Source organism: Streptosporangium heterodermiicola, from assembly GCF_051390675.1.
In the GTDB taxonomy this organism is placed as follows: Bacteria; Actinomycetota; Actinomycetes; order Streptosporangiales; family Streptosporangiaceae; genus Streptosporangium.
In genome coordinates this window covers 98,613-122,959 of record NZ_JBPJSR010000025.1, presented here as the reverse complement: position 1 = coordinate 122,959, position 24,347 = coordinate 98,613, and the positions used below count along the sequence as shown (strand labels likewise).

Here is a 24,347-nt window from a genome sequence, read left to right as displayed (position 1 = left end):
GCCGTTTCCAGTTCGTCCACGACCACCATCTCGCCTTCGGCGTGAAACGGCTGTGCAAGGTCGTGAGCGTGAACCGCTCCAGCTACTACAAGTGGCGCAAGGGTGCCGGCGCCCGCGCCGCACGCGAGGCGGCCGACCAGGTGCCGGCCGAGGAGATCCGCACCGTCCACGCCGATTCCGACGGCGTCTACGGCTCTCCGCTGGTGGCCGCTGAGCTGCGTGCCGACGGCCGGGAGATCAACGAGAAGTGGGTGGCCCGCGTGATGCGTAAGTTCGCCATCACCGGCGTTCGCCTGCGCCGCCGCGTCCGCACCACGATTGCCGAACCGTCGGCGACGCCGGTGGCTGACCTGTTCGGCCGGGACTTCACCGCTCCCGCGCCGGGCCTGAAGTACATGGGCGACATTACCTACCCGCCGACCGGCGACGGCGAGTTCCTCTACCTGGCGACTGTTCTGGACTGTTTCAGTCGCCGCGTCGTGGGCTGGTCGATCGCTGCCCACATGCGCACCGAACTCGTCGCCGATGCCCTTCGCGCGGCCTGCCGGACCCGCGGTGACCTGGCAGGAGCGATCTTTCATTCCGATCACGGAGCTCAGTACGGCTCCAAGGAATTCGCCGATCTGTGTGCTGAGTTGGGCGTGACCCAGTCGATGGGAGCCGTCGGCACCTCTGCCGACAACGCCGCCTGTGAGAGTTTCCACGCCACCCTCAAACGCGAGACCCTCCAAGGAGCTCACTATTATGAGGGGGCCGTGGCCTGCCGAAACACCGTCTTTCGGTGGCTGGTCTGCTACAACACTCGCCGTCGGCATTCGGCCAACGGGCACCTCAGCCCGGTCGCTTACGAACACCTGCAACAGCAAACCGATACGATCACGCTGGCCGCATGACAACCCCAACGCGTGTCCACTTTCGCGGGGGAAGGCCCGGTCCAGTCCCCGATTCGCCTCACCATGATGACCTCAGGTCCTTCCGGCTGGGAGTAGTCCTCGTCTCCGATGAGCCGGATGTCCTCGTCCGCGGCACCGAGCCGGCGAAGCACCTCATACTCGTCGAGCCCGCGGACGAAAACGATCGTGTAGATCTCGCCGAGCCCGCTGTCCTCTTCCCACCTGTAATCTTCCGGCGACGCGCCGGGGGTTCTGGAGATGGCACGGACCGTCTCGAACGTGCTCGCCTGCTCGAGAGGCCAGGGCGTGCACAGTCCCCAGGCAGTGCACGCCCTGACAATCCAAAGGTCGACCTCAGCATCTTCAGCCGTCAGCGCAGGAACCCGAGCAACAACGCGGTGAGCTCCCGCGGCCGTTCTTCGGTGAGCCAGTGGCCGGTGTCGGCCATCACCTGGGTCTCAACGTTCGAGGCGTAGCCCTTCCATTGAGTACCGACGGCACTGCTCAGCGCTTCTTCGCCGCCGACGGCCAGGACGGGCATCTTCAGTAGCCCCGCCTCACGGAACTTCTGGTTCTGGGCGATGTCGGTGTGAAGCGCCTGGTACATGTTCATCCACGCCTTGAACCGGCCGGGCTCACGGAGGTAACGGGCGTAGAACTCGTAGTCGCGAGCATCAAAGGCGCTGTCCACGGCCAGGTACTGCTCGATGAACCCCTTGACCAGGTCACGCTCGTGACCACGGACCAGATCCTGGGCGAAGTCCTTCTGGAAGAAGCCATGGTGCCACGCCGACAGCTCACCCTTCGCTGGGAAAGCTGGGAACGTGTAGAGGGACTGGTCGGGGATGGGCCCCTCCATCACCACCATCCGGCTGACCTCGGAGGGCCACATCGCGGCGTAGGGGTAGGCGATCCAAGCACCGATGTCGTGGGCCACGATCTGGATGCCCTTGTTGAGCTTGAGCTGGGCGAGCAGCTTATGCACGTCGTCAGCCAGCTGCGCCGTGTCGTAGCCGGTCTCCGGAACGGAGGAGTCACCAGTTCCACGAAGGTCGACCGCGATCACAGTGTGGTTCTTCGCGAGTGCCTCGAGCTGCGGCTCCCACTCGGCGGACGTCTGCGGGAAGCCGTGCAGGAGAACGACGGGCGAGCCGCTGCCCCCACGGAGGTAGTGCATCTGGAAACCGTTCACCCGCGCGTAGTTCGAACGGTAGCCGTGCGGCAGCCGGCCGGCGGACTCGTCGGTCGCGGTGGCCGCGCTCTGCACGACGGCCGACTCCGGCCTCGTGGACACCGCGGCATCAGCCGAGAGCAGGCTGGTCCCCACGACAGCGGTGGCCGCGGTGATGACGGTAACGACGGCCCTGGTCAGGACAGTCACTTTCGTTCGCATGATTCTCCCAGAAGGCGTGATCGGCCTCGGGCCGATCGTTGTGGATCCAGCTGAAGGTTCGAAGCGGCGCCCGGGCTCTCGCCGGACGAGAAGCTGCTCGGCGCGGGTCGGAAACGGGCCCGAGCTCCAGGTCGCTAGCGGTCGATGGCAGCCATGTTGGCTTCGTCGTGGCGGTCACCGGCAGCCGACGCCAGGTTGTTCAGGCGGGTGACCTGGGCGTCGGTGAGTCCGATGCGGTCGGCGGCGGTGTTCTCCTCCAACCGGTCGATGCGCGTGGTGCCGGGGATGGGGGCGATGTCGTCGCCCTGGGCGAGCAGCCAGGCGAGGGCGACCTGCGCGGGGGTGGCCTCGGCCTCGGCGGCGACGGCGTGGACCTCGTCGACGATGCGCAGATTGATTTCGAGGTTGCCGCCGGTGAAACGCGGGTTGGTGCGGCGCCAGTCGTCGGGGTCCATGCCGTCGAGCGTGCGGATGCTGCCGGTGAGGAACCCGTGGCCGAGCGGCGAGTAGGGGACGAGGCCCACGCCGAGTTTCCGCAGGACCGGCAGGACCTCCGCCTCGGGGTCGCGGGTCCACAACGAGTACTCGGATTGCACGACGGCGATCGGGTGCACGGCATGCGCGCGCCGGATCGTCGTAGGGCCGGCCTCGGACAGGCCGATGTGGCGGACCTTACCCTCGGCGACCAGGTCCGCCAAGGCTCCGATGGTGTCCTCGATCGGGGTGTCCTGGTCGACGCGGTGCTGGTAGTAGAGGTCGATGTGGTCGGTGCCCAGCCTCCGCAGCGACCCCTCGACGGCGATCCGGATGCTGGCCGGGGTGCTGTCCGGGCCGGGGCGGCCGGTGTGCGAGACGAGGCCGAACTTGGTGGCCAGCACGACCTCGTCCCGGCGCCCCTTGATGGCGCGGCCGACCAGCTCTTCGTTGGCGAAGGGGCCGTAGACCTCGGCGGTGTCGATGTGGGTGACGCCGAGATCCAGGGCGCGCTGGATCGTGCGGATCGACTGGTCGTCGAGCCGGCCGGCTCCGGTGTAGAAGGCTGACATTCCCATCGCGCCGAGACCGATGCGAGAGATCTCCAGCCCACCGAGCGAGACGGTTTTCATCGTGATGTCCTCTTTCTGGTGTGAGGCCGACCGCTTTAAGTTCCGATCGGTCCAGAACCTAGCACATCAGGACCGATCGGTACTAAAATCTGGTGTGAGGAGAGAAACAGTCGGCCGCGCCCATGGGAGCGGCCGGCATCAGCCCCGGCGAGAGGAGGATGCCGCCATGAGTGGCTCGCGAAGTACGGCGTTCGGACGCCCCCGGGAGTTCGACATCGACGAGGCGCTGGAGCGCGCCATGCGGGTGTTCTGGGCTCGGGGATACGACGGCACGAGCCTGACGGACCTGACCGGCGCCATGGGAATCACCAAGTCGAGCATGTACGCCGCCTTCGGCAACAAGGAGCACCTCTTCCGCAAGGCCGTGGAGCGCTACGCCGAGGGGCCGGCCTCCTATTCGACGCGCGCCCTGCACGAGCCCACGGCTCGGAGGGTGGCTGAGGCGTTCCTTCGCGGAGCCGTCCAGACCACGACGTCGCCCGGCGCCCCGGCCGGGTGCCTGTCCGTTCAGGGAGCGCTGGCGTTGAGCGAGCAGGGCCGGTCGGCGCACGATGTGCTCGTCGACTGGCGCAACGATGCGGGCGTACGCCTGGAGGAACGCTTCCGTCGCGCCGTCGACGAGGGCGATCTCGGGCCGGACGCCGATCCGAGGCGTCTCGCCCGCTACGTCATGACGATGGGCTTCGGCATCGCCGTTCAGGCCGCGAACGGCCTTCGGACCGACGAACTCGATGAGATCGTCGACACGGCGCTGCTCACCTGGCCGAGCCAGCACCTCTGACCTCATCTGACAACGGCCTCGTAGGCCCGTTTACGCCGAGCCGAATTCTGTACCGAACAGACCATGAATGGCACGCAACACGAAAGGAAGGCGATGGGAGAACGCGGACGACGGCCCATCGATGTCGAGATCGTGGGTCTGAGCGCCTCGGGAGGGTGGGCGGCCGGAGCGCACCTGCCCGCACCGTCGGCCGTCAACAGCATGGAACTGACGGCTCTGGCGACAAGTTCCCGTACGTCGGCGGGCGCCGCCCCGGCTGTAGGTCTACCCCCTCGCAGAAGTCCTCAGGCCCGCCACCTGCCCTCCCGCGCCGACTGGTCAGGTATAGGCGGGCATTGCGGCCAGCGCTACTACAGGGTTCCCTCTTCCAGAAACTGGGCTTCCAGTAACAGCGCAGCTCGTCGTAGAGCACGGTTGCGCCTCACCTGCTCCGGAGCGGAATTCTGCAACTCCTGACGGGTGGGAGCGATGTCCTGGATGGCCTTCAATGCTTCTGCCTCGGTGTCGAAGGCCTCCACCGGCATTTCATCGGGACCGCAGTGCCAGATCAGCCACCACCGAGGTCGCCCCAAACGCAAAGGATGCTCCACTACCGCCAGAAACTCCTGGTGGCCGAAGTGGGCAACGTCTCGCCACAGAAACCAGAACAGGGAAGCGTCCCAGGTGGAAGGCAGTACCTGGTGGGCCACCCGCAGACGCCAGGCGTGCTCAGCGTCGTCGACGGTACGGTAGAGATGGCCCGTTACCGCGCCGTCGCGATGTTCGACCACCACGCATGGGGAGGCGGGGGTGTCCACCCAGATAATCGTGGTGCCGTCGGCGAACGTCGCGGTGGTGTCGTCTTCACCGGTGCGTCGTGCTTCGTCACGGGCAACAACGGCCTCCGCGGATGTGAGCTGCCGCTCCCCTGCGGCTTTCGAAACCGGTATCACAACCGGATCGGCCGCGACAGTGGGAAGGACACGCAGGCGGGGAGGAGTGCTGTTCATAGCGCACGAGCGTAGCCGCCCTCTGTGTAGAGCTGATCGCATTTGATGACCCGGTTGTTGCCCCAAGCTCCGTGAGCTCATCTTGAACAATTGTGTTCGAATCTCCGAGCGGAACATATCCCATGACTTTTCATGCTGGGGGATGTCGCGGACACGCGGCGGGCAAGGTCAGCCGGGCACATCGAAGGCTCTGGCATGTGGAGGATTCTGTTACTCCTTAACATCGGGTGTGGATTCCTTGCTGTCGTAGCCGATCTCAACCTGGACGCTATAGATCCCAATATTCCGGTATCCATGCACCTATCCCAGCTCTGGCGCCGCCTGCGGGGTTGCTCAGAGGGAATGGGGGGCGTCGGGCCGGTAGCGAGCTTTGATGTGGACGCGTTCGCCTTGAGGGCCGAGGATGCCGAGGAATTCCACGGGGTGTTCGTCGACGTTGCCGAACCAGTGCGGGAGGTGGGTGTCGAACTCGGCGACCTCGCCCTTGGTGAGGATGAAGTCCTTGTCGCCGAGGACGACGCATAGGCGGCCGCGCAGAACGTACAGCCAGTGGTAGCCCTCGTGTGAACGGGGGTCGGGTTCGCGGGCCGTCGGTCAGGCCGGCGGGCAGGATGTGCTTGAACGCCTGCAGCCCGCCGGGTTTGCGCGTCAGCGGCACGACCGTCATACCGTTCCGGGTGAAGGGCTGTGGGTAGATCCGGGGGTCGAGCTCGGCCGGAGCGCCGATCAACTCATCGACCGGCACCTGGTAGGCCCTGGCCAGGGGTAGACTGCCGGAGTCACCGACGCACTGCCCGACGTGCCAGGGCTTGCGGCGCGTTAGGGGCGTGAGGTGGTGCACTGCCCGTACTGCCATGGGTGGGAGATCCGCGACCAGCCGATCGGTGTGCACGGCAACGACGCGACGCGCTGGGTATACGTCCAGGGAGCCGTGGTGGCGGAAGATCCGATCGGGGCCCTTCAGGGGATAAGTCAGAACGTGATTCAGCGGGCCGGGCCGATTGCCGGCCCCGGCACATCTCAGCTGAACTCGTAATCCGCGAACGGCACGCCGTTGTCGTCGTCTCGGAACGAGACGGCTCAGCGTGGTCGTTCCCGTATCGCAGACGCGCTGTGTTCTGGCCGGGTCGTCGCCCAGAGCAGGAACTCCCCCGCGGGCATCTCCACGCCGTTCTCGGCGCGGACCCTCACCTGTGGCTGGGACAGGAACGCCGTCCGGGCCGCGGTCGTGGTGAGCCCGTGGGGTGTGTGAGCGCGAAACAGGAACTCCCATCCGTTGGCGCTTTGGCCAATGTGCAGGCCATCGTCATCCGCAGGCGTGTCGCGGGTGAGTGCGTAGTAGTTGGAGGTCATCGGGAGCTCCAGATGTAGAGGCGCGCGAAGGGTACCTGCCGTGATCATCAGCGGAAGCGACTCACTGGTGATCATGGGCAGCTTCCAGCAGCATCGCCGGTGGGTCAGGCCGCCGTCAAAATGGCCGCAGTGCCCAACGGTATGCCAATCGCATTGGCCAGCCGCACTCCTCCCAGCTCGATCTTCCCTCGACCGATCGGCTCATCGGGTGGCTCACCGCCACCGGTGGGGGTACCACCGGAATACGGTAGATTCGGGCCGCCACCCCTTCTGAGCCGGGGCATTGCGGAGCCTCTGGCTCGGCGTCCGGAAACGTACACCTTCTCGGACGGGGAGCCGACCTGCACGAACACCGTCCATAAACCCATGTCCGAGAAGTCGACGGCCCATGTCCACCGTATTCCGGTGGCACCCGGCGTAGCAGCGCCGCCAGCTGACGCACACCGTCGAGTGCCTGACCGTCGTGGCCGCCGAGCACCGCCTCCTCGGCGTCGACCAGGGCGGCGGCCAGGACGTCGACCAGGCGGCCGCGGATCCAGTGACCGGATGGGAGACGCACCTGGCCGAGCTGGCCACTCTCGCGCGTCTGGCCTCCAGCGCGGCCAGTACCGCCCGAGGCCACGCCGCCACCCACCGGGCCGCACGCTTGGCCGTCGAGTCCAGCAGCACGGCCAGGACGCCACGGACGTCTGTGAGGACGTTCTGGGTAGGAAGACGTTATCCAGTAGTGAAATGTCATGAGGACGGCCCTCCCTCCGGAGGGCCGTCCTCATGTCGGTCAACAGTAAAGCGAGTTGATCTAGTAGATCTACTTAGCTGATCAGGTTCCCCTGCACACGCTCCACCTTCCAGCGATTATGACGCTCCGCAAAAAAGACCACCGCGAATTGTCAGTGTCGTTCGCTACCTTCCCGGCACCTTGCGCTCCCGCAGCCACCCCACCCCGTCACTGAAGATCGCCTTCGGCCCGTCGCCCGACCTCCACGACCGCGCCGCCACCCACGCCGCGAACTCCCCGTCGACGTCGGTGAAGTCCTTCCACCCATACGCCCGCCGGATATCACGCTGATGATCGAACGGCGTCTCCCGCCGCTCGGCGTACCGCTTCACCTGCGAGGCGTCCTCGATCCCCAGCTGCCCGGCCATGAACTCCAGCACCGCACCCGGCACGTCCAGAGGGTCCTCCAGGAACGTCCCCAGCTGAAGAGCCATGCTTGTCTTGAGCTCAGATTTCGATCATGGCTGTGAGCTGGGGCGGTGCGTGGACGACGTTGTCGTTGACGAACCCGGAGACGGCGAGGTTCAGCAGGGGCCGATGAGTTTGGCCAGCGGCCGGTTCGGCGTGTCGCGATTGGTGTTAGTCCCGAGGACCTCTGCGGCCCTGCGTTCGCCGAGGGCCCGGGCGAGGGCGTCACGGAGCTCCTGGTTCTCGGCTTCAAGGCGTCGGATGCGCGCGGTGGCGGTCTCCAGGCGCCGTAGCAGCGAGGTGTCGGAGGCGCGCTGCCGGTCGGGCGGGACGACGCGGCCGTCGAGCCGTGGTGGCGTCGGCGGAGGCGTTCGATCTCGGCGCGGAGGTCGTCCTGGGCATAGAGCCAGGAGCGGGAGATCTCGGCCTCGCGGGCGACCGCGTCGAAGGTAACGCGCTGGCCAGCGGCGTCCATGCGGCGCAGGGCGGCCTGGGCGCGTTGTCGGGTCTGGTCGGCGCGGCGTTTGGCGGCCGCGATGACGTGGTGGGTGTTGTCAGCCCGCATCGGCGGCCTCGTCTTCCTCGCCGGTGTCGATCTCGCCGATCATGCGATCCAGGTTGGTGAGGACCTGCTGGTTCATCTCGGCGACCCGGCTTTGTCCCTTGCTCGTGGATACCTCGATCAGGGTGAGCGTGCGGTGGCGCTGTTCGCGGAGCTCGGGCAGGAATTCCGGGCCGGTCAGGAAGACAGGGCAGGTCAGGCATGCGTTGGCGTGCGGGCAGCTCTTCTAGACCGGCAGGCCGCAGTAGCCGTTGGAGAGGGTATGGGTGGCCATGCCGTAGCGGGTCTTGGCCCACTGGGCTTGGGCGAGCGGGCCGTCAGGGTCAAGGATGACGCGCTCTCCCTTGATGTTGACCTTCGTCGCTTCCTCCCAGCGCCGCCGGACCGTCTGGTCGGTGATCTTGGCGTAGTGCGCGGTCATCTGGGTGGACTCGTGATCGAGGAGGACCCGGATGACTTCTTGTGGGACGTCTCGGTTGATCAGCCTGGTCGCGAAGGTGTGCCGCCATTGGTGCGGGGTGAGGTGAACAGGCAGGCCGTGCTCGTCGCGGACTTCGCAGATCTCCAGCCAGTTCTGCATCCACTGCCGGCAGGTGTCGGGTGAGAGCGGATGCCGCCCGTCGGCGTTCATCTTGGCTCGTGGGAAGAGGTGGGGGTTGCCGTCGGGCCACCGGTCGAGAACACGGCGCTGCTGGGCGCGGATCTCGGCTTGGAGTTCCTCGTCGATGGGGACGGCGGCGTCGCGCTCCATCTTGGTGTTGTGGTAGCGCAGGTAGGGAGCGCCCTGACCACCGTGGAGCAGGCAGTCGAAGGCCAGGTTGGAGGCCGAGGAGATGCGGAGTCCGCCCCGGATGACGATCAGGGTGATCAGGCGGCCTTCGGGATAGCGCCAGCGGTCGAGGTTTGCCGATACTTCGACCTGGGCCGTCACATACTCGGCGAGATAGCGAGCGACTCGGTTGCGGCGGCGCGGGAGGTCACCGGTGAAGAACACCGCCGTGGTCGGCAGGGTGTCGTCCCATCCGTACCGGCGGATGGCCTGGAAGAACAGGTGGAGGCTGCCGACGCGCCCTTCGTTGGAGCTGACTCCGCCGGGCTGGTCGGTCAGCCAGGCCAGGTGGCGCTCCAGCAGCGGCCGGTCGATGCCGGAGAGCCTGGTGATGCCGGGGCTGGTCGCCGTGAGGAACTCGCTGAACTTGGTAAGTGCCTGGACGTCGCCGAACGTCGTTCCGACGTTGATCCCGGAGGTCAAGCGCAACCGCACCCAGCGTTTGCCGAGGTCCTTTAGCCAGGGCTGGGTGATGCGGCCGAACCGGAGGCTGCTGCGGGGCCGAGGCCGGCTGGAGCTGTGCTTGAGTCCCGAAAGCCTGCTCAACCGCCACTCGTCGCAGGGGTACTCCGCTTCCCAGCCGGAGCCGTCCCTCAGCGCCTCGACGACCTCGCGGGCGTAGAAGAGGAAGGAGTCGGCTCGCCCGCGCAGGCCGCCGCGCGGTCGTCGTCCGGGCGTCGTGACGGCACTGGATCGCGTGCTGGATCTCGAGTTTCAGCTGCGGCGGGAGGACACGGAGGTCGGTGAACATCTTGCCGTAGCGTTCGCATCCGGCGATGAACTCTTCCAGGTCGGGGAACCCGACGTTCCTCCACCTGGTCATGTGGCCCTTGCAGAACGGGTTCTCGGTCCTCTCGGTCCATAGGGTGCAGAACGACAGGCGGCACTCCTGGCGGCTTCCCGTCTCCAGCGGCAGCGCCGTCGCTGCCCAGACGACAGGGTCCGGATGGCGCGCTCGGCGCCACTTGTCCCGGTGTCGGCAGCACAGTCCGTGGCCTGCGGTGCCGTGGCGGCAGCCCGGAACAGTGCAGGAGTCGAGTTCTCTCCGTCCGACCTGCGGAGGCCCGGCCTCGGCCTCAGCCTTGAACTGCGCCAGGTCGGGCCGGTCGGCCTTCTTCCAGCGCAGGTAGTGGCCGTTGCAGAGACCGTGGTGACGGGTCGGCCGGTCGCAGCCGCTGATCTCGCAGGGCTTCACTCCGAGCACAGGATCGTCGGGGGCTGGGATCAGCACGTCCGCCCGGAACTCAGGCCGGACCGAGGCCGGCAGTTTCTCCAGTAGCCCGGACCGCCCCGAGGTCACCGGCTTCTCGGCGGCGGTCATAGCCGGACCTCCCGTCCGGTGAACCAGCCTGCGGCCTCCAGAGTCTCGCGGGCGTCCTCAACCGTGAGGTGGTCGTATGTGTCTCGTCGTGGTGATCGAGGCGTGGCCGAGGCATTCCTTCACCGTCTCCATCCCCGCGCCCCGGCGCAGCAGCCAGGTCGCGTAGGTGTGGCGCCACTGGTGGGGCTCGAAGTCGATCCCGGTCTTCTCCCGCAGCCGCAGCACCAGGTCGTAGACGGCCGGGTAGGTCCAAGGCCGCCCGAGCGGCCCGGCCCAGAGGTTGACGAAGACGTAGTCGGAGTCCAGCGCGCCGTACTCGCGGTTCAGGTAGTCCGCGTAGAGCCTCATCAACTCGGCACTGGCCGGGATGGTCCGCGAGACGCCTGCCTTGGCCCGGGCCCGGTTGTCGTTGGGCCGCGGGCAGACGGTGACGCTCCGCTCGGCGATCCCCACGTCCTCGTGCCGCGGGCCGAGCGCTTCGCCGATCCTGACCCCGCAGGCGAGCAGGAGCGCGAAAAGCAGCCGGTCACGCAGGTGGATGCAGGCGTCCAGGATCGTCTGGACCTCGACCGCGGAGAGCACCTTCGGCCGTGGTTTGGACGACTTCAGCTTGATCGTGCGGCGTCGCTGCAGGCCGCTCTTGGTGACGTGGTGCAGGAACGGCTTGTAGGACGCCGACGACCCGCCGCCGCGACGTCCGGCCGGCCGCATCGTGATCAGCAGGCCTGCCAGCTTCACCCCGTGCCGGGCACGGAACTCGCAGAATGACGTGAGCGCGGCGAGTTTGCGGTTCACGCTCGCCGCTGAACAGTGGTGCTCGACAGTGGGCAGCACGGCGACCTTCCCGTCTCGTGCCTCCGGCGGAAGCCGCAACCGGGCGTCAGAACCGGCCACGTCCTCGATCGTGACATCCCGCCAGTCGAGCCCGCGGCCGCCGAGGAAGGTGAGCCAGTCCTTCAGATCATGGGCGTAGGCCTTGAGCGTGTTCGGCGACTTCTCGATAGACGCCAGATAGGCCAGGAACCGCTCCACCGGCTCCACCGGGACGAAGTCGTCCCCCAGCAAAGTCCACGACTCCGCCTCCGTGCCCGGCATGAGCACCCGCTGTACCCGCATCGCACTCCCCGCTCTCCGTGATGGACGGCAGGAGATAACCGCATCCACCACGATGATCGGGCAGCACTTCACCCAGGTCGTCTACGTCACGGACACCAGCTCAACGGCTCCAGATAACGAAGCCCAGGCGATGTGCGTCCGTACGACGCAGGGCGATCAGGTCACGGTCGTCATCGTCGAGAAAGAAGAACCGCTCCAGTTCCGGGCGGGTGGGCACCTCGGTGAACGTCCCGTACGCCTCGGCCTGCTCATCAGTTAAAAATTCCACCGGCATGCGGCGGACGGTAGCCATGCCCCGACAGCGATCGAGGATCTTCCTCCGAACCCCGCACCAGGCCGATCACGTGTGCTAGACGACCGTGATCGTTCTCACCGGGATTTCCTGTACCTCAACTACTCACACCCGGAGCACGCCGCCCGGATGCACCCGCCCACCGAAGAGGACCGGCGACGCGAGCGCGCCCGCGTCGTCGAGGTCGCCCGGAGGTTCTGCCCGGCTCTTCCGAGAGGTGAGTTTCGGGCTCACCATGAATCCGGTTCTTGCCTGTTCGCTCGGATAGCTGACCTTGACCAGGTGAAGCCGAGGGTGTCCAGTAGATAGCAGACGCGTGCCGGAAGGGATGGCGTGATGGAAAATTCCAAGCCCAGTGCGCAGGAAGTCGTCGAACGCTTTCAGCAGGCCAACCCGGTTCCGAATCTTGGCCAGGTTAGGTATGTGGCCTGGCTCGACTGGCGAGTAGGGGATCTCCACTTCGAGCCATTATCCCTAGAGGGCGTCCCTGAGGCGGAGGCCCGAAAAATCGATATCGATCTCGCGTTTCGGATCGGGCGCGCTCTGGGCAGTGCCGGATTCGTCCCCTCGTCGGGTGCCGACAGCGACCCTCCAGACGTAATGAAGGTACTCACCTCGGGAGGTCGGCTTCCTCTTCAACGAAATCCGGCTCCGGTCTCCCCACCTTCCGAAGGCTCGTCTCCACTCTTCGCCGCCGATGGCGGGACCGATGGCGGGATAGGCTGGTTGGTCTGCGTCTGTGATCAATATGGTTGCGGGTGTTACTGCTCTGCGACACCTGGCTGATGGTCAGACCGCGTCTTGGTTTCGACGAGCGCTCGGCCTTCCGGGACGAGCTCGGTGTAGCGCTGCTGGGCAACCCGACCAATAGGGTGTTTGTCCGGAATTGGGAGTCGTACGCGATTCCGTCACGTGACGCTTTCTCGTACGGCCAGCGCGCTTCCGCCACGCACTCGTCCGGCAGCGCCTTGAGCAGAACACGGCCCCGCGTTTCCGATCTACGCCGGGGAGCCACTCCGCCCCGCACTTGGGACGTGTCACCCGCCGGCCCGGAGAGTCGTCCCCTGACGCCGCCGCTCGATCGCGCGTCTCACGTACCCAGCGCCAAAGCGTGCCCCAGCTCCAGGACCTGCTCCCAGTGGTACGGGCCGTCCAGGCGGGCGCCGTCGACGAACTCCAAGACGTGATCGGCGGCGATCACCCGCTGGTCGCGGTGCTCGTTGGCCCGGCCCGAACAGGTAGCGCACCAGGCCGCCGGCATCGCGGCCGTGCTGAACGGCGATCTTGTCGATCACCGCTCGCTCCCGCCCCGCTCCTCGTCCTGGGCTTCGTCGGATCGCTCGGTGGTCAGCTGGGCCAGGGCGGTGATCCGCTGGCTGGCCCGGCGCACCACGCGCATCGTCGCCACCGCGTCCGCGGCCGCCGGGGCCAAGCCGCTGTTGGCCTTGGCCGCCGGCTGGTTGACGTTGCCGCCGATCGCGCTCAGCATCCGCCGCGCGGCCGCCACTTCCCGGGCCAGCGCCCGGCGCTCGGCCACCGCCGTCAACCGCTCCCCGCCGGACAAGGAGGGCAGCATCGTCTCGGCGAGCAGGTTCGGCACGCTCATCCCGGCGGCCGCGGCCGCCTGCTCCACCAGGAGCCGCTCGGCGTCGGTGAAGCGCACCGCGTTGCGGTTCGGCCGCCCACCGACCACCCGCCGACGACGGCCACCCGCTCCGCCTCAGGGACGAGGCGCGGAAGGCGAGGCTTCCTCGACGTCGACCACTGACCTTCCCTTCCCAGCGAAGCGACCCCGCCCCTGGGCGGGGACAGATCACCTACGACGGTAGGCGGGGGATCAACGCGGGCGAAAGCCCTAAACGGACCAGCGGCGAACAGCCACCTGATCTCTATCTTGCTAGACCAGTAAACGTCCCGCACTCAATACGCCAGGCTTCAGCCCGGCTGTCCCGTCCGGGCGATCTCTTCCAGTTCCGGACCTAGGTTTCCGGGACTGTGTCACGTTCGGATTAATCCTTCCATTTGGTGAGTCGTGCTCCAGAAGGATGATCAGCGTGGAGACGCTGAGAGCGGTAGAGGGTGGAGCGGCCCGGCTGGTCGATGGCTTCGAGTTCGCGTACGTGACAGCGAACGGAGTGGAAGTCCGGCAGGAGCTCACGGAGGCGTGGGCGACGCCGTTGGAGACGGGGCAGCCGGTCCACCGGCTCCGTCCCCACAAAGGGCAGAAGCATCTGCCCGGTGCTTGGTGGTCGGCGACGGACGGGCGACTGGTGGGGTTCGAGTACGGCCGCTGGCTCCGCGAGGGTTGAGGTGTGCCCAGATAGTCGGTCCGTGGTGAATTAGCACCGCTCCCCGCCCGCCAGGGGTGGGGAGCGCATCGATGTGGTTGCGGGGTGGGTCCGCTATCCGCCGATGTGCGGTGTTCGGGCGGCGGCGGAGCCGTCCCGGATCACCTCGCCGGTGAGGTTGCCGTTGGCTCCCGAGCCCAGGAAGACGATGAGGTTGGCCACGTCGTCGGAGGTGGACAGTCTGTGCGTTGGGGTGGCGGCGGCGAGGGCGTCGGTGACGAACGCGGGGATGTCGGGGCGGCTGTCGGTGAGGGTGAAGCCGGGTGCCACGACGTTGACGAGGATCCCATCGCGGCCGCCGTTCCAGGCCAGGCTGCGGGCGAGGCCGTACAGGCCCGATTTGGCGGTACCGTACGGGCCCGGACCGGGCAGGCCCTCCTCCGCGACGCTTGAGGAGATCAGCACGATGCGGCCCCAGCTCCTGGCGCGCATGCTGGGCAGGACGGCGCGGACCGTGGCCGCTGTTCCGATCAGGTTGGCGCTGATCATGGCGTCCCATTCCTGCAGGGGCACGTCCTCGAATCGGACGCTGGGGTCGGGCGGGCCGTCGCCGCCCCAGCGCACGGCATTGGCGATGAGGACGTCGATGCCGCCCCAGCGCTCGACGACGGTCGCGACGGCATGGTCGATGGTGGTCAGGTCCTCGAGGTCGAGCCGGACGGTGTGCGCCTGCCCGCCGGCGGCCTCGACGTCGGCGGCCACTTTCTCGGCGCTGTCGGGGTGGTCGCGGTAGGTGATCGCCACGCGGGCGCCTTCGCGGCCGTAGGCGCGGGCGGTCGCGGCGCCGATGCCGGTCGACGCGCCGGTGATCAGGACTACGCGGCCGCTGAGATCGGTGTTCATGGTGTGGGTTGTCCTTCGGTCTTCGCTTCGCCGATGGTTCGGGGAGCCGTGGTCAGGACGGCGTCTCGGCGCGCACCCGGGTTGCCAGGGCGTGCACCGCGTCGAGCGCCGCGGTATGGGAGATCTCGTGCTGGTCGCGGAACTGCGCGAGGAAGGGCATGACCGTGGCGTGGGTGAGTTCGGCATGGACGAAGGTGACGTCGTCGAGTCCGAGCACGGAGAAGTAGGCGCGCAGGTAGGGCTCGTGGAAGTCGAAGTGCTCACGGGGGGTGCCGGGTCCGTAGGCGCCGCCGCGCGCGCTCAGCACCACGGCTGACTTCCCCTTGAGCGGCAGCCAGGGCAGGGTGACGCGGTCGATCCACGCCTTGAACGCGGCGGGCACCGTGAAGTTGTACATCGGCACGCCCAGAAGCAGGACGTCGGCCGCGAGGAGCTGCTTCACCAGCGGGCGGGTGGCCGCCCAGCTCCTGGCCAGCTCGGGAGCGCCGGCGGCTACCTGGTCCATGGTTTCGATGTCGCGCACCCCGCTCACCGATGACTGGGTGGCGAGGCGGACCCGGTTTTCGTCGACGGGCGGCACCGGATCGGCCACTAGGTCGCGGTAGGTGTAGACGCCGTCCGGGTGGGTGGCCCGCCAGTCGGCCACGAAGGTCTCGCCGAGCCTGCGGGAGAACGACTCGCTGCGGCCGCTGGCGTCCAGATGCAGAAGATGCGTCACAAGATTTCCTCACATTCGAAATGGTCTGGAATCGAAATCAATATAGACCAAGATAGTTATAAATCAAGAACATATTGGCTTGATATCATGCTGTCCATGGCTCACGTCCCCACATCCGAAGGCCCGCCCGGGAGCGGGCTGCACCAGGACCTGCACTGGCTGTTCGCGCGACTGAAGCAAGGCCTGGCCACCGCCGAGACCGCCGCGGTGCGCGAGCACGGCATGACCCTGTGGGGCTACACGGTGCTGGTGGCCGTCGTCGAGGCCCCCGCCCGCACCCAGCTCGCCCTCGCCCAGGCCGTATCGGTCGACAAGAGCAAGCTGGTCCTCATCCTCGACGAGCTGGAAGACGCCGGCCTGGTGCGCCGCCGCCCCGACCCCGCCGACCGCAGAGCCCGCATCATCGAGGCCACCCCCGAAGGCGACCACGCCCTCAAAGCCGCCCGCGCCGACATCGAGACGATCGAGAACCAGCTCTTGGCCGACCTCGCCCCCTCGGCCCGGACCACACTGCAGAGCGCGCTACAACATCTCGCCGGCGGGCCCATCACGAAAGTCGAGGAGGACGGTCACCCGAAACCACCTGTGCACCCGAGCCGGTCTGACCGCTCCTGAGGTCACGGCACCTTGTTAACCGTGTTGAGAGTCGATCGACCGATTCTCAACACCCTGGCCGGAGTCCTCTTCACCGGGGGCGGCACCGGCAGGGGCCAATGATCGAGTGATCTGTGTTCCTGCCTGATCGCCCGAGAGAAGTCACTGTTCGTGGTCGCCGGGGGCGTAGCGGCTCCATGGGCTTCCGGCCGCGGTGGCGAGTCGGGTGGCGGTGTCTCCGTCGTAGCCGAACATGCGGGCGACCACCGGGGCGGGGGCCTGCAGGACGAGCCGGCGGATCGCGGCCGAGCGTCCCGGTCCGGCGAGGATGCCGAGCTTGCTCAGGCGTGACTGGATCGTCATGGGGTCCAGCGGTTGCCCGCCGCGGCGGCCGGAGAACAGCCGGCGGCTGTCCCGGCTGGTCGCCGTGGTGGTGTTCGGCCGGGCCTGGCTACCTCTCCATGGCCCCGACCATCGATACCTACCTGCCCAGGCCCGGCCCCTACGCCCATCAACGCGCCCGTCTCACCGAAATCGAGAAGTAAGTCCGAACAAACCAAGATCGGCCCGTTCGGCCCCACTTTTCAACTCCCAGCTCACCACCATGACCGGCGGAAACCTCCACACGGACCGGACACCGGCTGTCCGGCGCGGGTCATCTCTTCAGGTTCAGGACTTACTCTTCAAGGGATCTTGCAACGTTCGGGTTAAGTCTTCAGTGCGGCGCGTACGGCAGGAGCTCACGGTGTTGCGCTCGGAGATTCTGTCAGTGGGAACGCGGGCTTAGTGTCAGTGGGACGCCCTCGCTGGGGGTGGTCATCGTGGATGTCGCCGGGCGGACGGCTGGCCGCGCCCACCAGCACCTTGTCGCGGATGATCGACACCACGATCCTTCACTACCGCTTCTGACAGGCCATCGCACGATTCCCGAGCTCCGGCCGACCAACCTGTCCAGACGATCAGCCTGTGGGCCTCGGGCGTTACTTGAGGCGGCGGCGGACGGCCCAGGCGACCAGCACGATCGCGGCCCACCACAGGGGCCTGCCCATGGGCTCCGGCGGAGGCGCGGGAGCCCTCGCGCCGAGCCGCGGAACGGCGTAGACGAGCCTGATCAGCACGGGGGTCGACGCCGGCATCGCGAGGAGGACGACCGTGATGGCCAGCCAGGCGGGAGTGGGGTTCCAGTAGACGTCGGCATACGCCAGGAGCATCCCGAGCGCGATGGCTATCACGAACGCGTAGCGGACGGCGCCGAACGTGCCCTTCGACAGCTGGCGCGCGAGATCTGTCGCCGCGACCGCGCGCCGCATTCGTATACGGATCAGCACGATGACCGCCAGGATCACCACGAGGTAGACATACACCGAGGCGATCAGCCAAGCCGGTGGATGGGTGCCGAAGGAGACGTAGAGGTAGTCCAGGGAGGTGGTGGACAGCAGCACGGTCGCCAGCGCCGCCACACCGTGCAGGACGGCGCGGGCCAGCCGCTCCAGGCCAATCGTGTCGTCCCAGACGTCGCCGTCGGTGTCCTGTTCCAGGTGCGCGGCGAGCAGCCAAACGATGCCGCTGGTAAGAGCCACAGCCCCCACTCCCAGCAAGCCGCTGGCGATCATCATTTCGGACCAGACGCGATAGCAGGCTCCGCCCCTGGGAGTTTCGCCGGCGATTACCGCGAACAGGTAGCTGTTGAGCGCCAGCGCTGCGAACGCGGCGACAAAGAGGCTGATGGCCGGGATCCTGCGCCGCTTGGGCCACGACTGGCTGAGCATCACCACGATGCTGGTGAACACGAAGCCGGCCAGAACTCCCGCCAGTTGGGAGAGCTCAGGAGCAAGTGCGATCGGGTTCCAGCCAGACTCCGGGCAAAGGTCGTTCACGACCGCCAGTGTGAAGGAACACACCACCCCCTGCCGGGGAATTGTGCGTCCTGGACATCTCAGACATCATGTCCCCTCCACGGGCTGAACCGTCTGAGCTGTTGCTGACAATAATTCCGCGCGAACCACTGACAGTTTCCCCGCACTCAACGACCCCGCTTCCGGCTCGCCCCCCGAAGGCCTCTCGGCTGGCGCGCGGCCGACTGTCCAGTCCGCCGGCCGAGCGCCAGCGAGGGAGCGGACTTGACCGGCGGCAAGCGTCAGCCACACTCCAGGCCAGGGGCGAGGCTGGTTACTTCTGATCAGGAACTCACAGGACTCTCGCCGTTCTTGTGCGCCTCCCGGCACTGCTTGCGAGCTTCACGCATCGCGGCCTTCTTCGCCGGTTCGATGTAGGGGGTCTGCGTCATCTCCACGATCAGCTCGGCGACGTTGGCGACTTCCTCCGGGGAGTAGGGCAACCCGTCGTGCACGCTGTCGTTGCCCAGCATGCGCGCCTCGTGAAGATCAACGATCAGGTCCTCATCAAGCTGCCCCCGCAGCCCCTCGATCTTGTCGTACAGCTTGTACTTGGTGGCGCCGTGTCCAGCAACTGACGTCCAGGTGTGTGGATACTCGGCATCTTTGATAAATAGGTACCGGCCAGGCGCATCAACGATCAAAACACCGACGCAAGTGTGATTACATACGGCAAAGTTCATTAGGCAACCATCCCAAGACACTGGCAGGGCGTATCGATCTCACGCATAGCGCGATCCTGGCCCCTTCGTCGATTGTGATCACAAATAAAAGATAAATTCACGACAGCATGGATATCGGCATGTTTACCTTCTGCGTGTCGTCATGGTGGGGCGGGGACGAGTCCGGTGCCGATAAGGCAGCCGTCGAGGATGTCGTGGCGGTATTGGAGTCGGCGTAGGCCTTGGCGGATTGCGGTGATCAGGTCGTGAAGGTCGGTGAGGGCGCGGTTGGCCTGGGTGGTGCGTCGCAGACCGACCAGATGCCTTCCACGGGGTTGAGGCCGGGGGCGTAGGGGGGAGTTGGTAGACGGTGAGCCAGTCCTGCTCGGCGATGTGGCTGCGCATCCCTACGGTCAGGTGGGTGTCGAGGTTGTCCCAGACCAGCACGATCGGACCGGCCCTGGAGCGCTGCAACCGCTGGCCCGACTTCGGGCAGGACATCTCCGAGACATATGGCGCTCACCAGCAGGCACACGAGATCGCGCTACGCCTGCTGGAGGGGTTCGAGCCTTCCCGGGGTCGCGATCCGCGCCGCACGATCATCCGGCGGAGCGAGCACGTGGCTCAGATGACCATCCATATCGATGAGTACTTCGGCCATCGCCAGTGGTTCGTCTTCGATGACGTCTGGGCCGCCGCTCACCCCCGACCTGGCCGTTTCGCTGCTGCATCACGGTTCTCACTGGGATCCTCGTTGCCATCGCGATCACGGGATCGGGGAATGCACTCCGCGGGGACGGCAGTGTCGACCTGCAAGCTCACCAGGTGCAGGGGCGTAACCACCCGATGCGGTATTCACTCACAGTCCGAGACAGACCAAGATCCGGAGCATATACGGCGCGAGCTCTTACTAGGCCACCATTCGCTTTCTGGTCCCGGTCGTCCATGTCCCCAAACAGGTTGCGCCCCTCGGCTGGACAGAGCATCGGACTTCTAGTCCGATCCTCCGGGGCACGCCGCGCCGCCGTACCCGGCCCTCTGCCGCCCGCCGGCCGGGCCATACCCGCCCTGCGCGCCTACCTACCCATCGAACGCACCGATTCCAGCGACACGCCGCCGCATGGACGAGCCGGCCGTCCTCGCGGAAGCTCTCGCATTCGCCCTGCAGATACCTGCGGCATTCCGCCGACCGTGCCGTTTCACCAGGTCGCGGCCGCTCACGGAACGAGATCGCGGCGCCACCTGTACAGAGTGATGGCGTGGCCCATGCGTTCGAAGGTGACCGGCTCGTCGTCGGCCAGGTGGAAGCCGGTGGCCCGCGCTACCGCGACGCTTGCCGCGTTCGCCGGATCGATCCGCAGAACCAGGCCGCGCATCCTGAGCGAGGTGCGGGCGTAGCCGGCCATCAGCCCGACGGCACGAGCCGCCAGCCGCTCTCCCCGGTGCCGGGCACCGATCGCGTAGGCGAGTTCGGCCACACCGGGCTCGTCGGCTACACGGAAGAGTAGCACCTCCCCCTGCGCCTCACCGCCGTCCTTGGTGATCGCGAGTTGCATGCCGCGATCGGCGGCACGCGCTCTGCGCGACTGGGACAGGTACTCCTGAGCGGCGTCGAAGTCGAACGGCGAACGTAGCGGAGTCCAGCGAGCGACCTGCGGTTCGTCGAAAAGAGCAACCATGACGGGAAGGTCCTCATCGGTCCATTCGCGTAAGTGAATCCCGGAGTCCAACAGTCTGACATCGGGAGGAAACCGGCCTTCGGTGCCATCTAGCGCCGTCATGAGGTTGATTCTGCTTGGAGAAGCATCTTGTGATCAAGGTCTTGGGGACCTTCCCGGCCGGTGAGGGCGGAGGTCAGGGCGGGGAGGTGTCGGCGGAGGTGAGAAGGCGGGCGGCGAGGGCCCTGACCTCGTCGCGCAGCTCGGCGGGGGCGATGACGGTGAACGGCCAGCCGAGCCCGGCGAGCATCTGGGCCATCCCGTCCAGCCGCTCGGCCCTGGTGACCAGCAGCACCCCGCCGGGGGTCTCGGCCAGCGTCGCCGTGGAGGCCGGGATCCGCGCGGCGGCCTCCTCCAGGGTGGTCTCCAGCAGCACCCTGACCTCGTGCCGGTACGGCACCGCCGACAGCGACCCGACCACGTGGGCCACCGGGTCGAAGCCGCCGGGCACCCGGAAGCCCCGCCCGGTGGGCACGGCGCCCGCCACCCGGTCCACCCGGAACGTCCTGATCTCCCCGCTGCCGTGGTCGAGCCCGGCGACGTACCAGCGGCCGGAGTGGAAGACGATGCCGTACGGGTCCAGGTCGCGCTCGGAGGCGTCGCCGCGCCAGGAGCGGTAGGTCAGCCGGACGGTGACCCGGCGCCGGGCGGCGTCGGCGAGGGCGAGCAGCGGTCCCGCCTTCGGGGTGCTCGCCCTCGGCGCCGCGCTCCCGGTGTGGCCCAGCGTCTCCGACACCGCGTCGACGCGCTCGCGCAGCGGGCGCGGGAGCACCCGCTGGATCTTGGCCAGCGCGCTCTCGGTCGCGGCCTCCCCCACCGCCAGCCCGGTCCGCCGCCCGGCCAGCAGTCCCAGTACCACGGCGGTGGCCTCGTCGTCGGTGAGCATGAGCGGCGGGAGCTTGTAGCCGGGCAGCAGCCGGTAGCCGCCGTGTCGTCCCCGTTCGGCCTGGACCGGCACCCCGAGCTCCGACAGCCTCACCGCGTAGCGGCGGACCGTGCGCTCGTCCACCTCCAGCCTGGTGGCGAGTTCGGGGCCGGTCAGGCCGGGGGCGGCCTGCAGCAACTCCAGCAGCGCGAGCACCCGGGCGGCGGTCATCGGGATTCCCTTCAAAATCAGGACCGATACTGTCCGGATTCGATTCTAGGGTGAGACCAGGCGAACAGAGGAGAGAAACGATGAGCACATATGTCCTGGTCCCCGGTTTCTGGCTCGGCGGTTGGGCGTGGGAGAAGGTCACCGGACCGCTGCGCGAGGCCGGGCACGACGTCCACCCGGTCACGCTCACCGGCCTCGGCGACCGGGTCCACCTGGCGGGTCCCGAGGTCGACCTGGAGACCCACATCCAGGACATCGTCAACACCGTCGTCTTCGCGGACCTGACCGAGGTGATCCTCGTCGCCCACAGCGGGGCGGGCGCCCCGGTCACCGGAGCGGCCGACCGGATTCCCGAGCGCGTCGCCCGGGTCGTCTACGTCGAGAGCGGGCCGCCGGCCGACGGCATGACCCAGCTGGACCTCACCGAGCCCGACTGGCGGGCGTTCATCGAGGAGCGGGTCGCCGAGCGGGGCGGGGCGAGCTACCCGCTCCCCTCCTGGGAGGAGCACGAGCGGGCCGGGGCCAGCCTGGAGGGACTGGGCGAGGCCGAGCGCGAGTGGCTCGTCTCCCGCGCGACCCCGCAGCCGTACGGGACGCTGACCCAGCCCCTGGTGCTCAAGGGCGGCGCGTCCGCGCTGCCCAAGACGCTCGTCACGTGCTCGTTCCCGCTGGAGCAGGTGCACGCCATGATCGCCTCCGGGCACCCGTTCTTCGCGGAGCTCGCGGGGCCCGAGTGGAGCTTCGCCGCGGTGCCGACCGGGCACTGGCCGATGTTCTCCAGGCCGGAGGAGACCGCCGCCGCGCTGGCCGCGCTGGCGGGCTGAGGCGGCCGGGGCACCACGAGGGCGGCAGGACATTTGTCACGGGTGGTTCCGGATCGATGGATCTGCCTCGGGTGACGCGCTCTCCGTAGCGTCGTCCGCATGAAGAATGACGCGAACGACGCGGTGTCCCTCAGGGACGTGACCAAGCGTTTCGGGGCGGTGCGCGCCGTGGACGGCCTCAGCCTCGACATCCCCGCCGGGCAGACCGTCGCCCTGCTCGGCCCCAACGGCGCGGGGAAGTCGACCACGATCGGGCTGCTGCTCGGGCTGCTCGCCCCCGGCTCCGGGACGGTGCGCGTCTTCGGAGACTCCCCCGAGAACGCGGTCCGGAGCGGGCGGCTGGCGGCGATGCCCCAGGAGGGCGGCCTCGTTCCCCGGACCACGGTCCGCGAGCTGGTCGGTTTCGTCTCCGGGACCTACCGGTCACCGCTCCCGCTGGACGAGGTGATGGCGACCGCCGGTCTGGAAGGGCTGGCCGACCGGCGGATGGAACGGCTGTCGGGCGGCCAGGCGCAACGGGTCCGCTTCGCGCTGGCACTGGCCGGGGACCCCGACCTGATCCTGCTGGACGAGCCGACCGCGGCGCTGGACGTGCGGGCTCGGCGGGAGTTCTGGGAGAGCATGCGCGCCTTCGCCGCGCGCGGCAAGACGATCCTGTTCTCCACCCACTACCTGGAGGAGGCCGACGAGTACGCCGACCGGGTGGTGGTGATCGACCGGGGCCGGATCGCGGCCGACGGCACCAGCAGGGAGATCAAGCGCCTGGTCGCGCTGTCCACGGTCAGCGTCACCGCCACCGGAGACGTCACCGGGGACGCCACCAGGGTCGCCACCGGGGACACCGCCTCGCTGGAACGCCTGCCCGGGGTCGTCTCGGCCGAGATCCGGGGCGGCCGGGCCCACCTGCGTACCCGCGACGCCGACGCCACCGTCGTGGCGCTGGCGGCGGCGGGAGCCGTACGGGACCTTGAGGTCGTCCCCGCCGCGCTTGAGGACGCCTTCATCGCGCTGACAGAGCTGGCAGAGCCGGCGGCGCCGGCGGAGGTGGAGGCGTGATGCTCGGCTACATCCGCCTGGAGGTCACCAGGACCCTCCGCGACCCGGCGTACGTGATCATGGGTTTCGCGATGCCCGTGACGATGTACCTCCTCTTCACCAACCTCGGCGTGACGGGCGACGACCGCGTCATGGCCGCCCTCTACGTGATGGTCAACATGGCCGCCTTCGGCGCGATCGGCTCGGCCTTCAACAACGGCAGCGGCATCGCCGAGGACAGGTCGGCCGGCTGGCTGCGGCAGCTGCGGATCACCCCGCTGGCCCCGGTACGGGTGGTCACGGGCAAGGCGGCCACCGGCATGCTCGTGGTACTTCCGGTGATCATCGGTGTGTCCCTGGCGGCGGCGCTGCTCAACGGGGTACGGATGGAGGCCTGGCAGTGGGCCTCGATCGTGCTCCTGCTCTGGGCGGGCTCGCTGCCCTTCACGCTGCTCGGCCTGGCCTTCGGCTACCTGTTCAGCGGCCAGACCGCCTCCGTGCTCAACATCGCGGCCAACATGTCGATGGCCGTCATCGGAGGACTGTGGCTGCCCACGGAGGCCTTCCCCTCCTGGCTGCGGGCCGTCGCGGAGTGGACGCCGAGCTTCGGCTACGCCGACCTGTCGCGGAAGGTCGCCTTCGGGGAGACGCCCGGTGTGGGTACGGCGCTGACGCTGACCGGCTGGCTGGTCGCCTTCGGGATCCTGGCGGTGTACGGCTACCGCCGGTCCGGGCGCGTGAGGTGAGCCGCGTGATAGGAGTGGCCGGGTGAGCGGGAAGCCGGAAGGGCCGC

At 67.7% G+C, this 24,347-nt stretch carries 27 protein-coding genes and 1 pseudogene; 8 read left to right on the top strand and 20 right to left on the bottom strand.

The window, feature by feature from the left end; genetic code table 11:
• Positions 1 to 893, top strand: an 893-nt coding sequence (locus ACSC1Q_RS36650) for an IS3 family transposase (protein ID WP_436763313.1), incomplete at its 5' end; no start/stop codon positions are given.
• A gap of 370 nt (positions 894 to 1,263) precedes the next feature.
• Here ACSC1Q_RS36650 and ACSC1Q_RS36645 read toward each other — a convergent pair.
• On the bottom strand, positions 1,264 to 2,286 hold the full coding sequence (locus tag ACSC1Q_RS36645) for an alpha/beta fold hydrolase (protein ID WP_436763312.1): 1,023 nt from the start codon (positions 2,284 to 2,286) through the stop codon (positions 1,264 to 1,266).
• Positions 2,287 to 2,420: 134 nt separating this feature from the next.
• Positions 2,421 to 3,392, bottom strand: a complete 972-nt coding sequence (locus ACSC1Q_RS36640) for an aldo/keto reductase (RefSeq protein WP_436763311.1) — start codon at positions 3,390 to 3,392, stop codon at positions 2,421 to 2,423.
• 166 nt (positions 3,393 to 3,558) lie between these two features.
• Here ACSC1Q_RS36640 and ACSC1Q_RS36635 point away from each other — a divergent pair, with 166 nt between their 5' ends.
• Positions 3,559 to 4,173, top strand: coding sequence for a TetR/AcrR family transcriptional regulator (locus tag ACSC1Q_RS36635; RefSeq protein WP_436763310.1), 615 nt, complete (start codon positions 3,559 to 3,561; stop codon positions 4,171 to 4,173).
• A 350-nt stretch (positions 4,174 to 4,523) separates the two neighbouring features.
• On the opposite strand, the gene ACSC1Q_RS36630 is transcribed toward ACSC1Q_RS36635, so the two are convergent.
• A complete protein-coding gene (locus ACSC1Q_RS36630) occupies positions 4,524 to 5,162 on the bottom strand; it encodes a hypothetical protein (protein ID WP_436763309.1) in 639 nt (212 codons plus the stop codon).
• 333 nt (positions 5,163 to 5,495) lie between these two features.
• Positions 5,496 to 5,699 (bottom strand): cupin domain-containing protein, encoded by a 204-nt coding sequence (locus ACSC1Q_RS36625; RefSeq protein WP_436763318.1) that lies wholly within the window; start codon positions 5,697 to 5,699, stop codon positions 5,496 to 5,498.
• A gap of 238 nt (positions 5,700 to 5,937) precedes the next feature.
• On the opposite strand from ACSC1Q_RS36625, the pseudogene ACSC1Q_RS36620 reads away from it, so the two are divergent.
• Positions 5,938 to 6,051, top strand: a pseudogene (locus ACSC1Q_RS36620) (thioredoxin reductase); the annotation flags it as partial.
• A 191-nt stretch (positions 6,052 to 6,242) separates the two neighbouring features.
• Here the strand turns inward: ACSC1Q_RS36620 and ACSC1Q_RS36615 are convergent.
• From ACSC1Q_RS36615 to ACSC1Q_RS36575, 9 genes are all read right to left on the bottom strand, one after another.
• Complete coding sequence (locus ACSC1Q_RS36615; protein WP_436763308.1) at positions 6,243 to 6,515, bottom strand: hypothetical protein; 273 nt, start codon at positions 6,513 to 6,515, stop codon at positions 6,243 to 6,245.
• A gap of 903 nt (positions 6,516 to 7,418) precedes the next feature.
• Entirely contained in the window at positions 7,419 to 7,727 is a 309-nt protein-coding gene (locus ACSC1Q_RS36610) for a DUF4158 domain-containing protein (RefSeq protein WP_436763307.1), read from the bottom strand.
• The gene (locus ACSC1Q_RS36605) at positions 7,622 to 8,266 is read right to left on the bottom strand and encodes a DUF6262 family protein (protein WP_436763306.1); all 645 of its coding nucleotides are present in this window, start codon (positions 8,264 to 8,266) and stop codon (positions 7,622 to 7,624) included. The genes ACSC1Q_RS36610 and ACSC1Q_RS36605 overlap by 106 nt, the downstream gene beginning before the upstream one ends.
• A gap of 223 nt (positions 8,267 to 8,489) precedes the next feature.
• Positions 8,490 to 9,515 (bottom strand): tyrosine-type recombinase/integrase, encoded by a 1,026-nt coding sequence (locus ACSC1Q_RS36600; protein WP_436763305.1) that lies wholly within the window; start codon positions 9,513 to 9,515, stop codon positions 8,490 to 8,492.
• A gap of 955 nt (positions 9,516 to 10,470) precedes the next feature.
• A complete protein-coding gene (locus tag ACSC1Q_RS36595) occupies positions 10,471 to 11,529 on the bottom strand; it encodes a tyrosine-type recombinase/integrase (RefSeq protein ID WP_436763304.1) in 1,059 nt (352 codons plus the stop codon).
• 100 nt (positions 11,530 to 11,629) lie between these two features.
• Positions 11,630 to 11,803: a DUF4158 domain-containing protein gene (locus ACSC1Q_RS36590; RefSeq protein WP_436763303.1), complete on the bottom strand. Its 174-nt coding sequence runs from the start codon at positions 11,801 to 11,803 to the stop codon at positions 11,630 to 11,632.
• Positions 11,804 to 11,926: 123 nt separating this feature from the next.
• Positions 11,927 to 12,280: a hypothetical protein gene (locus tag ACSC1Q_RS36585; protein ID WP_436763302.1), complete on the bottom strand. Its 354-nt coding sequence runs from the start codon at positions 12,278 to 12,280 to the stop codon at positions 11,927 to 11,929.
• Positions 12,281 to 12,911: 631 nt separating this feature from the next.
• Positions 12,912 to 13,082, bottom strand: coding sequence for a hypothetical protein (locus ACSC1Q_RS36580; RefSeq protein WP_436763301.1), 171 nt, complete (start codon positions 13,080 to 13,082; stop codon positions 12,912 to 12,914).
• 30 nt (positions 13,083 to 13,112) lie between these two features.
• Entirely contained in the window at positions 13,113 to 13,514 is a 402-nt protein-coding gene (locus ACSC1Q_RS36575) for a plasmid mobilization protein (protein WP_436763300.1), read from the bottom strand.
• Between the two features lie 361 nt (positions 13,515 to 13,875).
• On the opposite strand from ACSC1Q_RS36575, the gene ACSC1Q_RS36570 reads away from it, so the two are divergent.
• On the top strand, positions 13,876 to 14,130 hold the full coding sequence (locus tag ACSC1Q_RS36570; RefSeq protein ID WP_436763299.1) for a hypothetical protein: 255 nt from the start codon (positions 13,876 to 13,878) through the stop codon (positions 14,128 to 14,130).
• A gap of 93 nt (positions 14,131 to 14,223) precedes the next feature.
• Here the strand turns inward: ACSC1Q_RS36570 and ACSC1Q_RS36565 are convergent, their stop codons facing one another.
• Together ACSC1Q_RS36565 and ACSC1Q_RS36560 are read right to left on the bottom strand one after the other, a co-directional pair.
• Complete coding sequence (locus ACSC1Q_RS36565) at positions 14,224 to 15,012, bottom strand: SDR family NAD(P)-dependent oxidoreductase (RefSeq protein ID WP_436763298.1); 789 nt, start codon at positions 15,010 to 15,012, stop codon at positions 14,224 to 14,226.
• Positions 15,013 to 15,064: 52 nt separating this feature from the next.
• Positions 15,065 to 15,730 (bottom strand): FMN-dependent NADH-azoreductase, encoded by a 666-nt coding sequence (locus ACSC1Q_RS36560; protein WP_436763297.1) that lies wholly within the window; start codon positions 15,728 to 15,730, stop codon positions 15,065 to 15,067.
• Positions 15,731 to 15,826: 96 nt separating this feature from the next.
• Between ACSC1Q_RS36560 and ACSC1Q_RS36555 the strand changes: the two genes are divergently transcribed.
• Positions 15,827 to 16,345 carry a MarR family winged helix-turn-helix transcriptional regulator gene (locus ACSC1Q_RS36555; RefSeq protein ID WP_436763296.1) on the top strand — a complete coding sequence of 173 codons (519 nt, stop codon included), beginning with the start codon at positions 15,827 to 15,829 and terminating at the stop codon, positions 16,343 to 16,345.
• Positions 16,346 to 16,486: 141 nt separating this feature from the next.
• Here ACSC1Q_RS36555 and ACSC1Q_RS36550 read toward each other — a convergent pair whose 3' ends face one another.
• From ACSC1Q_RS36550 to ACSC1Q_RS36530, 5 genes are all read right to left on the bottom strand, one after another.
• A complete protein-coding gene (locus ACSC1Q_RS36550) occupies positions 16,487 to 16,687 on the bottom strand; it encodes a hypothetical protein (protein ID WP_436763295.1) in 201 nt (66 codons plus the stop codon).
• A 617-nt stretch (positions 16,688 to 17,304) separates the two neighbouring features.
• Positions 17,305 to 18,201 carry a hypothetical protein gene (locus ACSC1Q_RS36545; RefSeq protein WP_436763294.1) on the bottom strand — a complete coding sequence of 299 codons (897 nt, stop codon included), beginning with the start codon at positions 18,199 to 18,201 and terminating at the stop codon, positions 17,305 to 17,307.
• A gap of 302 nt (positions 18,202 to 18,503) precedes the next feature.
• Positions 18,504 to 18,902: a DUF4145 domain-containing protein gene (locus ACSC1Q_RS36540; protein WP_436763293.1), complete on the bottom strand. Its 399-nt coding sequence runs from the start codon at positions 18,900 to 18,902 to the stop codon at positions 18,504 to 18,506.
• Between the two features lie 1,196 nt (positions 18,903 to 20,098).
• Positions 20,099 to 20,662, bottom strand: coding sequence for a GNAT family N-acetyltransferase (locus ACSC1Q_RS36535; protein ID WP_436763292.1), 564 nt, complete (start codon positions 20,660 to 20,662; stop codon positions 20,099 to 20,101).
• A 73-nt stretch (positions 20,663 to 20,735) separates the two neighbouring features.
• Positions 20,736 to 21,695: a helix-turn-helix transcriptional regulator gene (locus ACSC1Q_RS36530; RefSeq protein ID WP_436763291.1), complete on the bottom strand. Its 960-nt coding sequence runs from the start codon at positions 21,693 to 21,695 to the stop codon at positions 20,736 to 20,738.
• Positions 21,696 to 21,775: 80 nt separating this feature from the next.
• Here ACSC1Q_RS36530 and ACSC1Q_RS36525 point away from each other — a divergent pair, with 80 nt between their 5' ends.
• The 3 genes from ACSC1Q_RS36525 to ACSC1Q_RS36515 all read left to right on the top strand — a co-directional run bounded on the left by ACSC1Q_RS36525 (position 21,776) and on the right by ACSC1Q_RS36515 (position 24,300).
• Positions 21,776 to 22,519 (top strand): alpha/beta fold hydrolase, encoded by a 744-nt coding sequence (locus tag ACSC1Q_RS36525; RefSeq protein ID WP_436763290.1) that lies wholly within the window; start codon positions 21,776 to 21,778, stop codon positions 22,517 to 22,519.
• 99 nt (positions 22,520 to 22,618) lie between these two features.
• On the top strand, positions 22,619 to 23,575 hold the full coding sequence (locus ACSC1Q_RS36520; RefSeq protein ID WP_436763289.1) for an ABC transporter ATP-binding protein: 957 nt from the start codon (positions 22,619 to 22,621) through the stop codon (positions 23,573 to 23,575).
• Positions 23,575 to 24,300, top strand: coding sequence for an ABC transporter permease (locus tag ACSC1Q_RS36515; RefSeq protein WP_436763288.1), 726 nt, complete (start codon positions 23,575 to 23,577; stop codon positions 24,298 to 24,300). Before ACSC1Q_RS36520 ends, ACSC1Q_RS36515 begins: the two co-directional genes overlap by 1 nt.
• Positions 24,301 to 24,347: the final 47 nt, after the last annotated feature.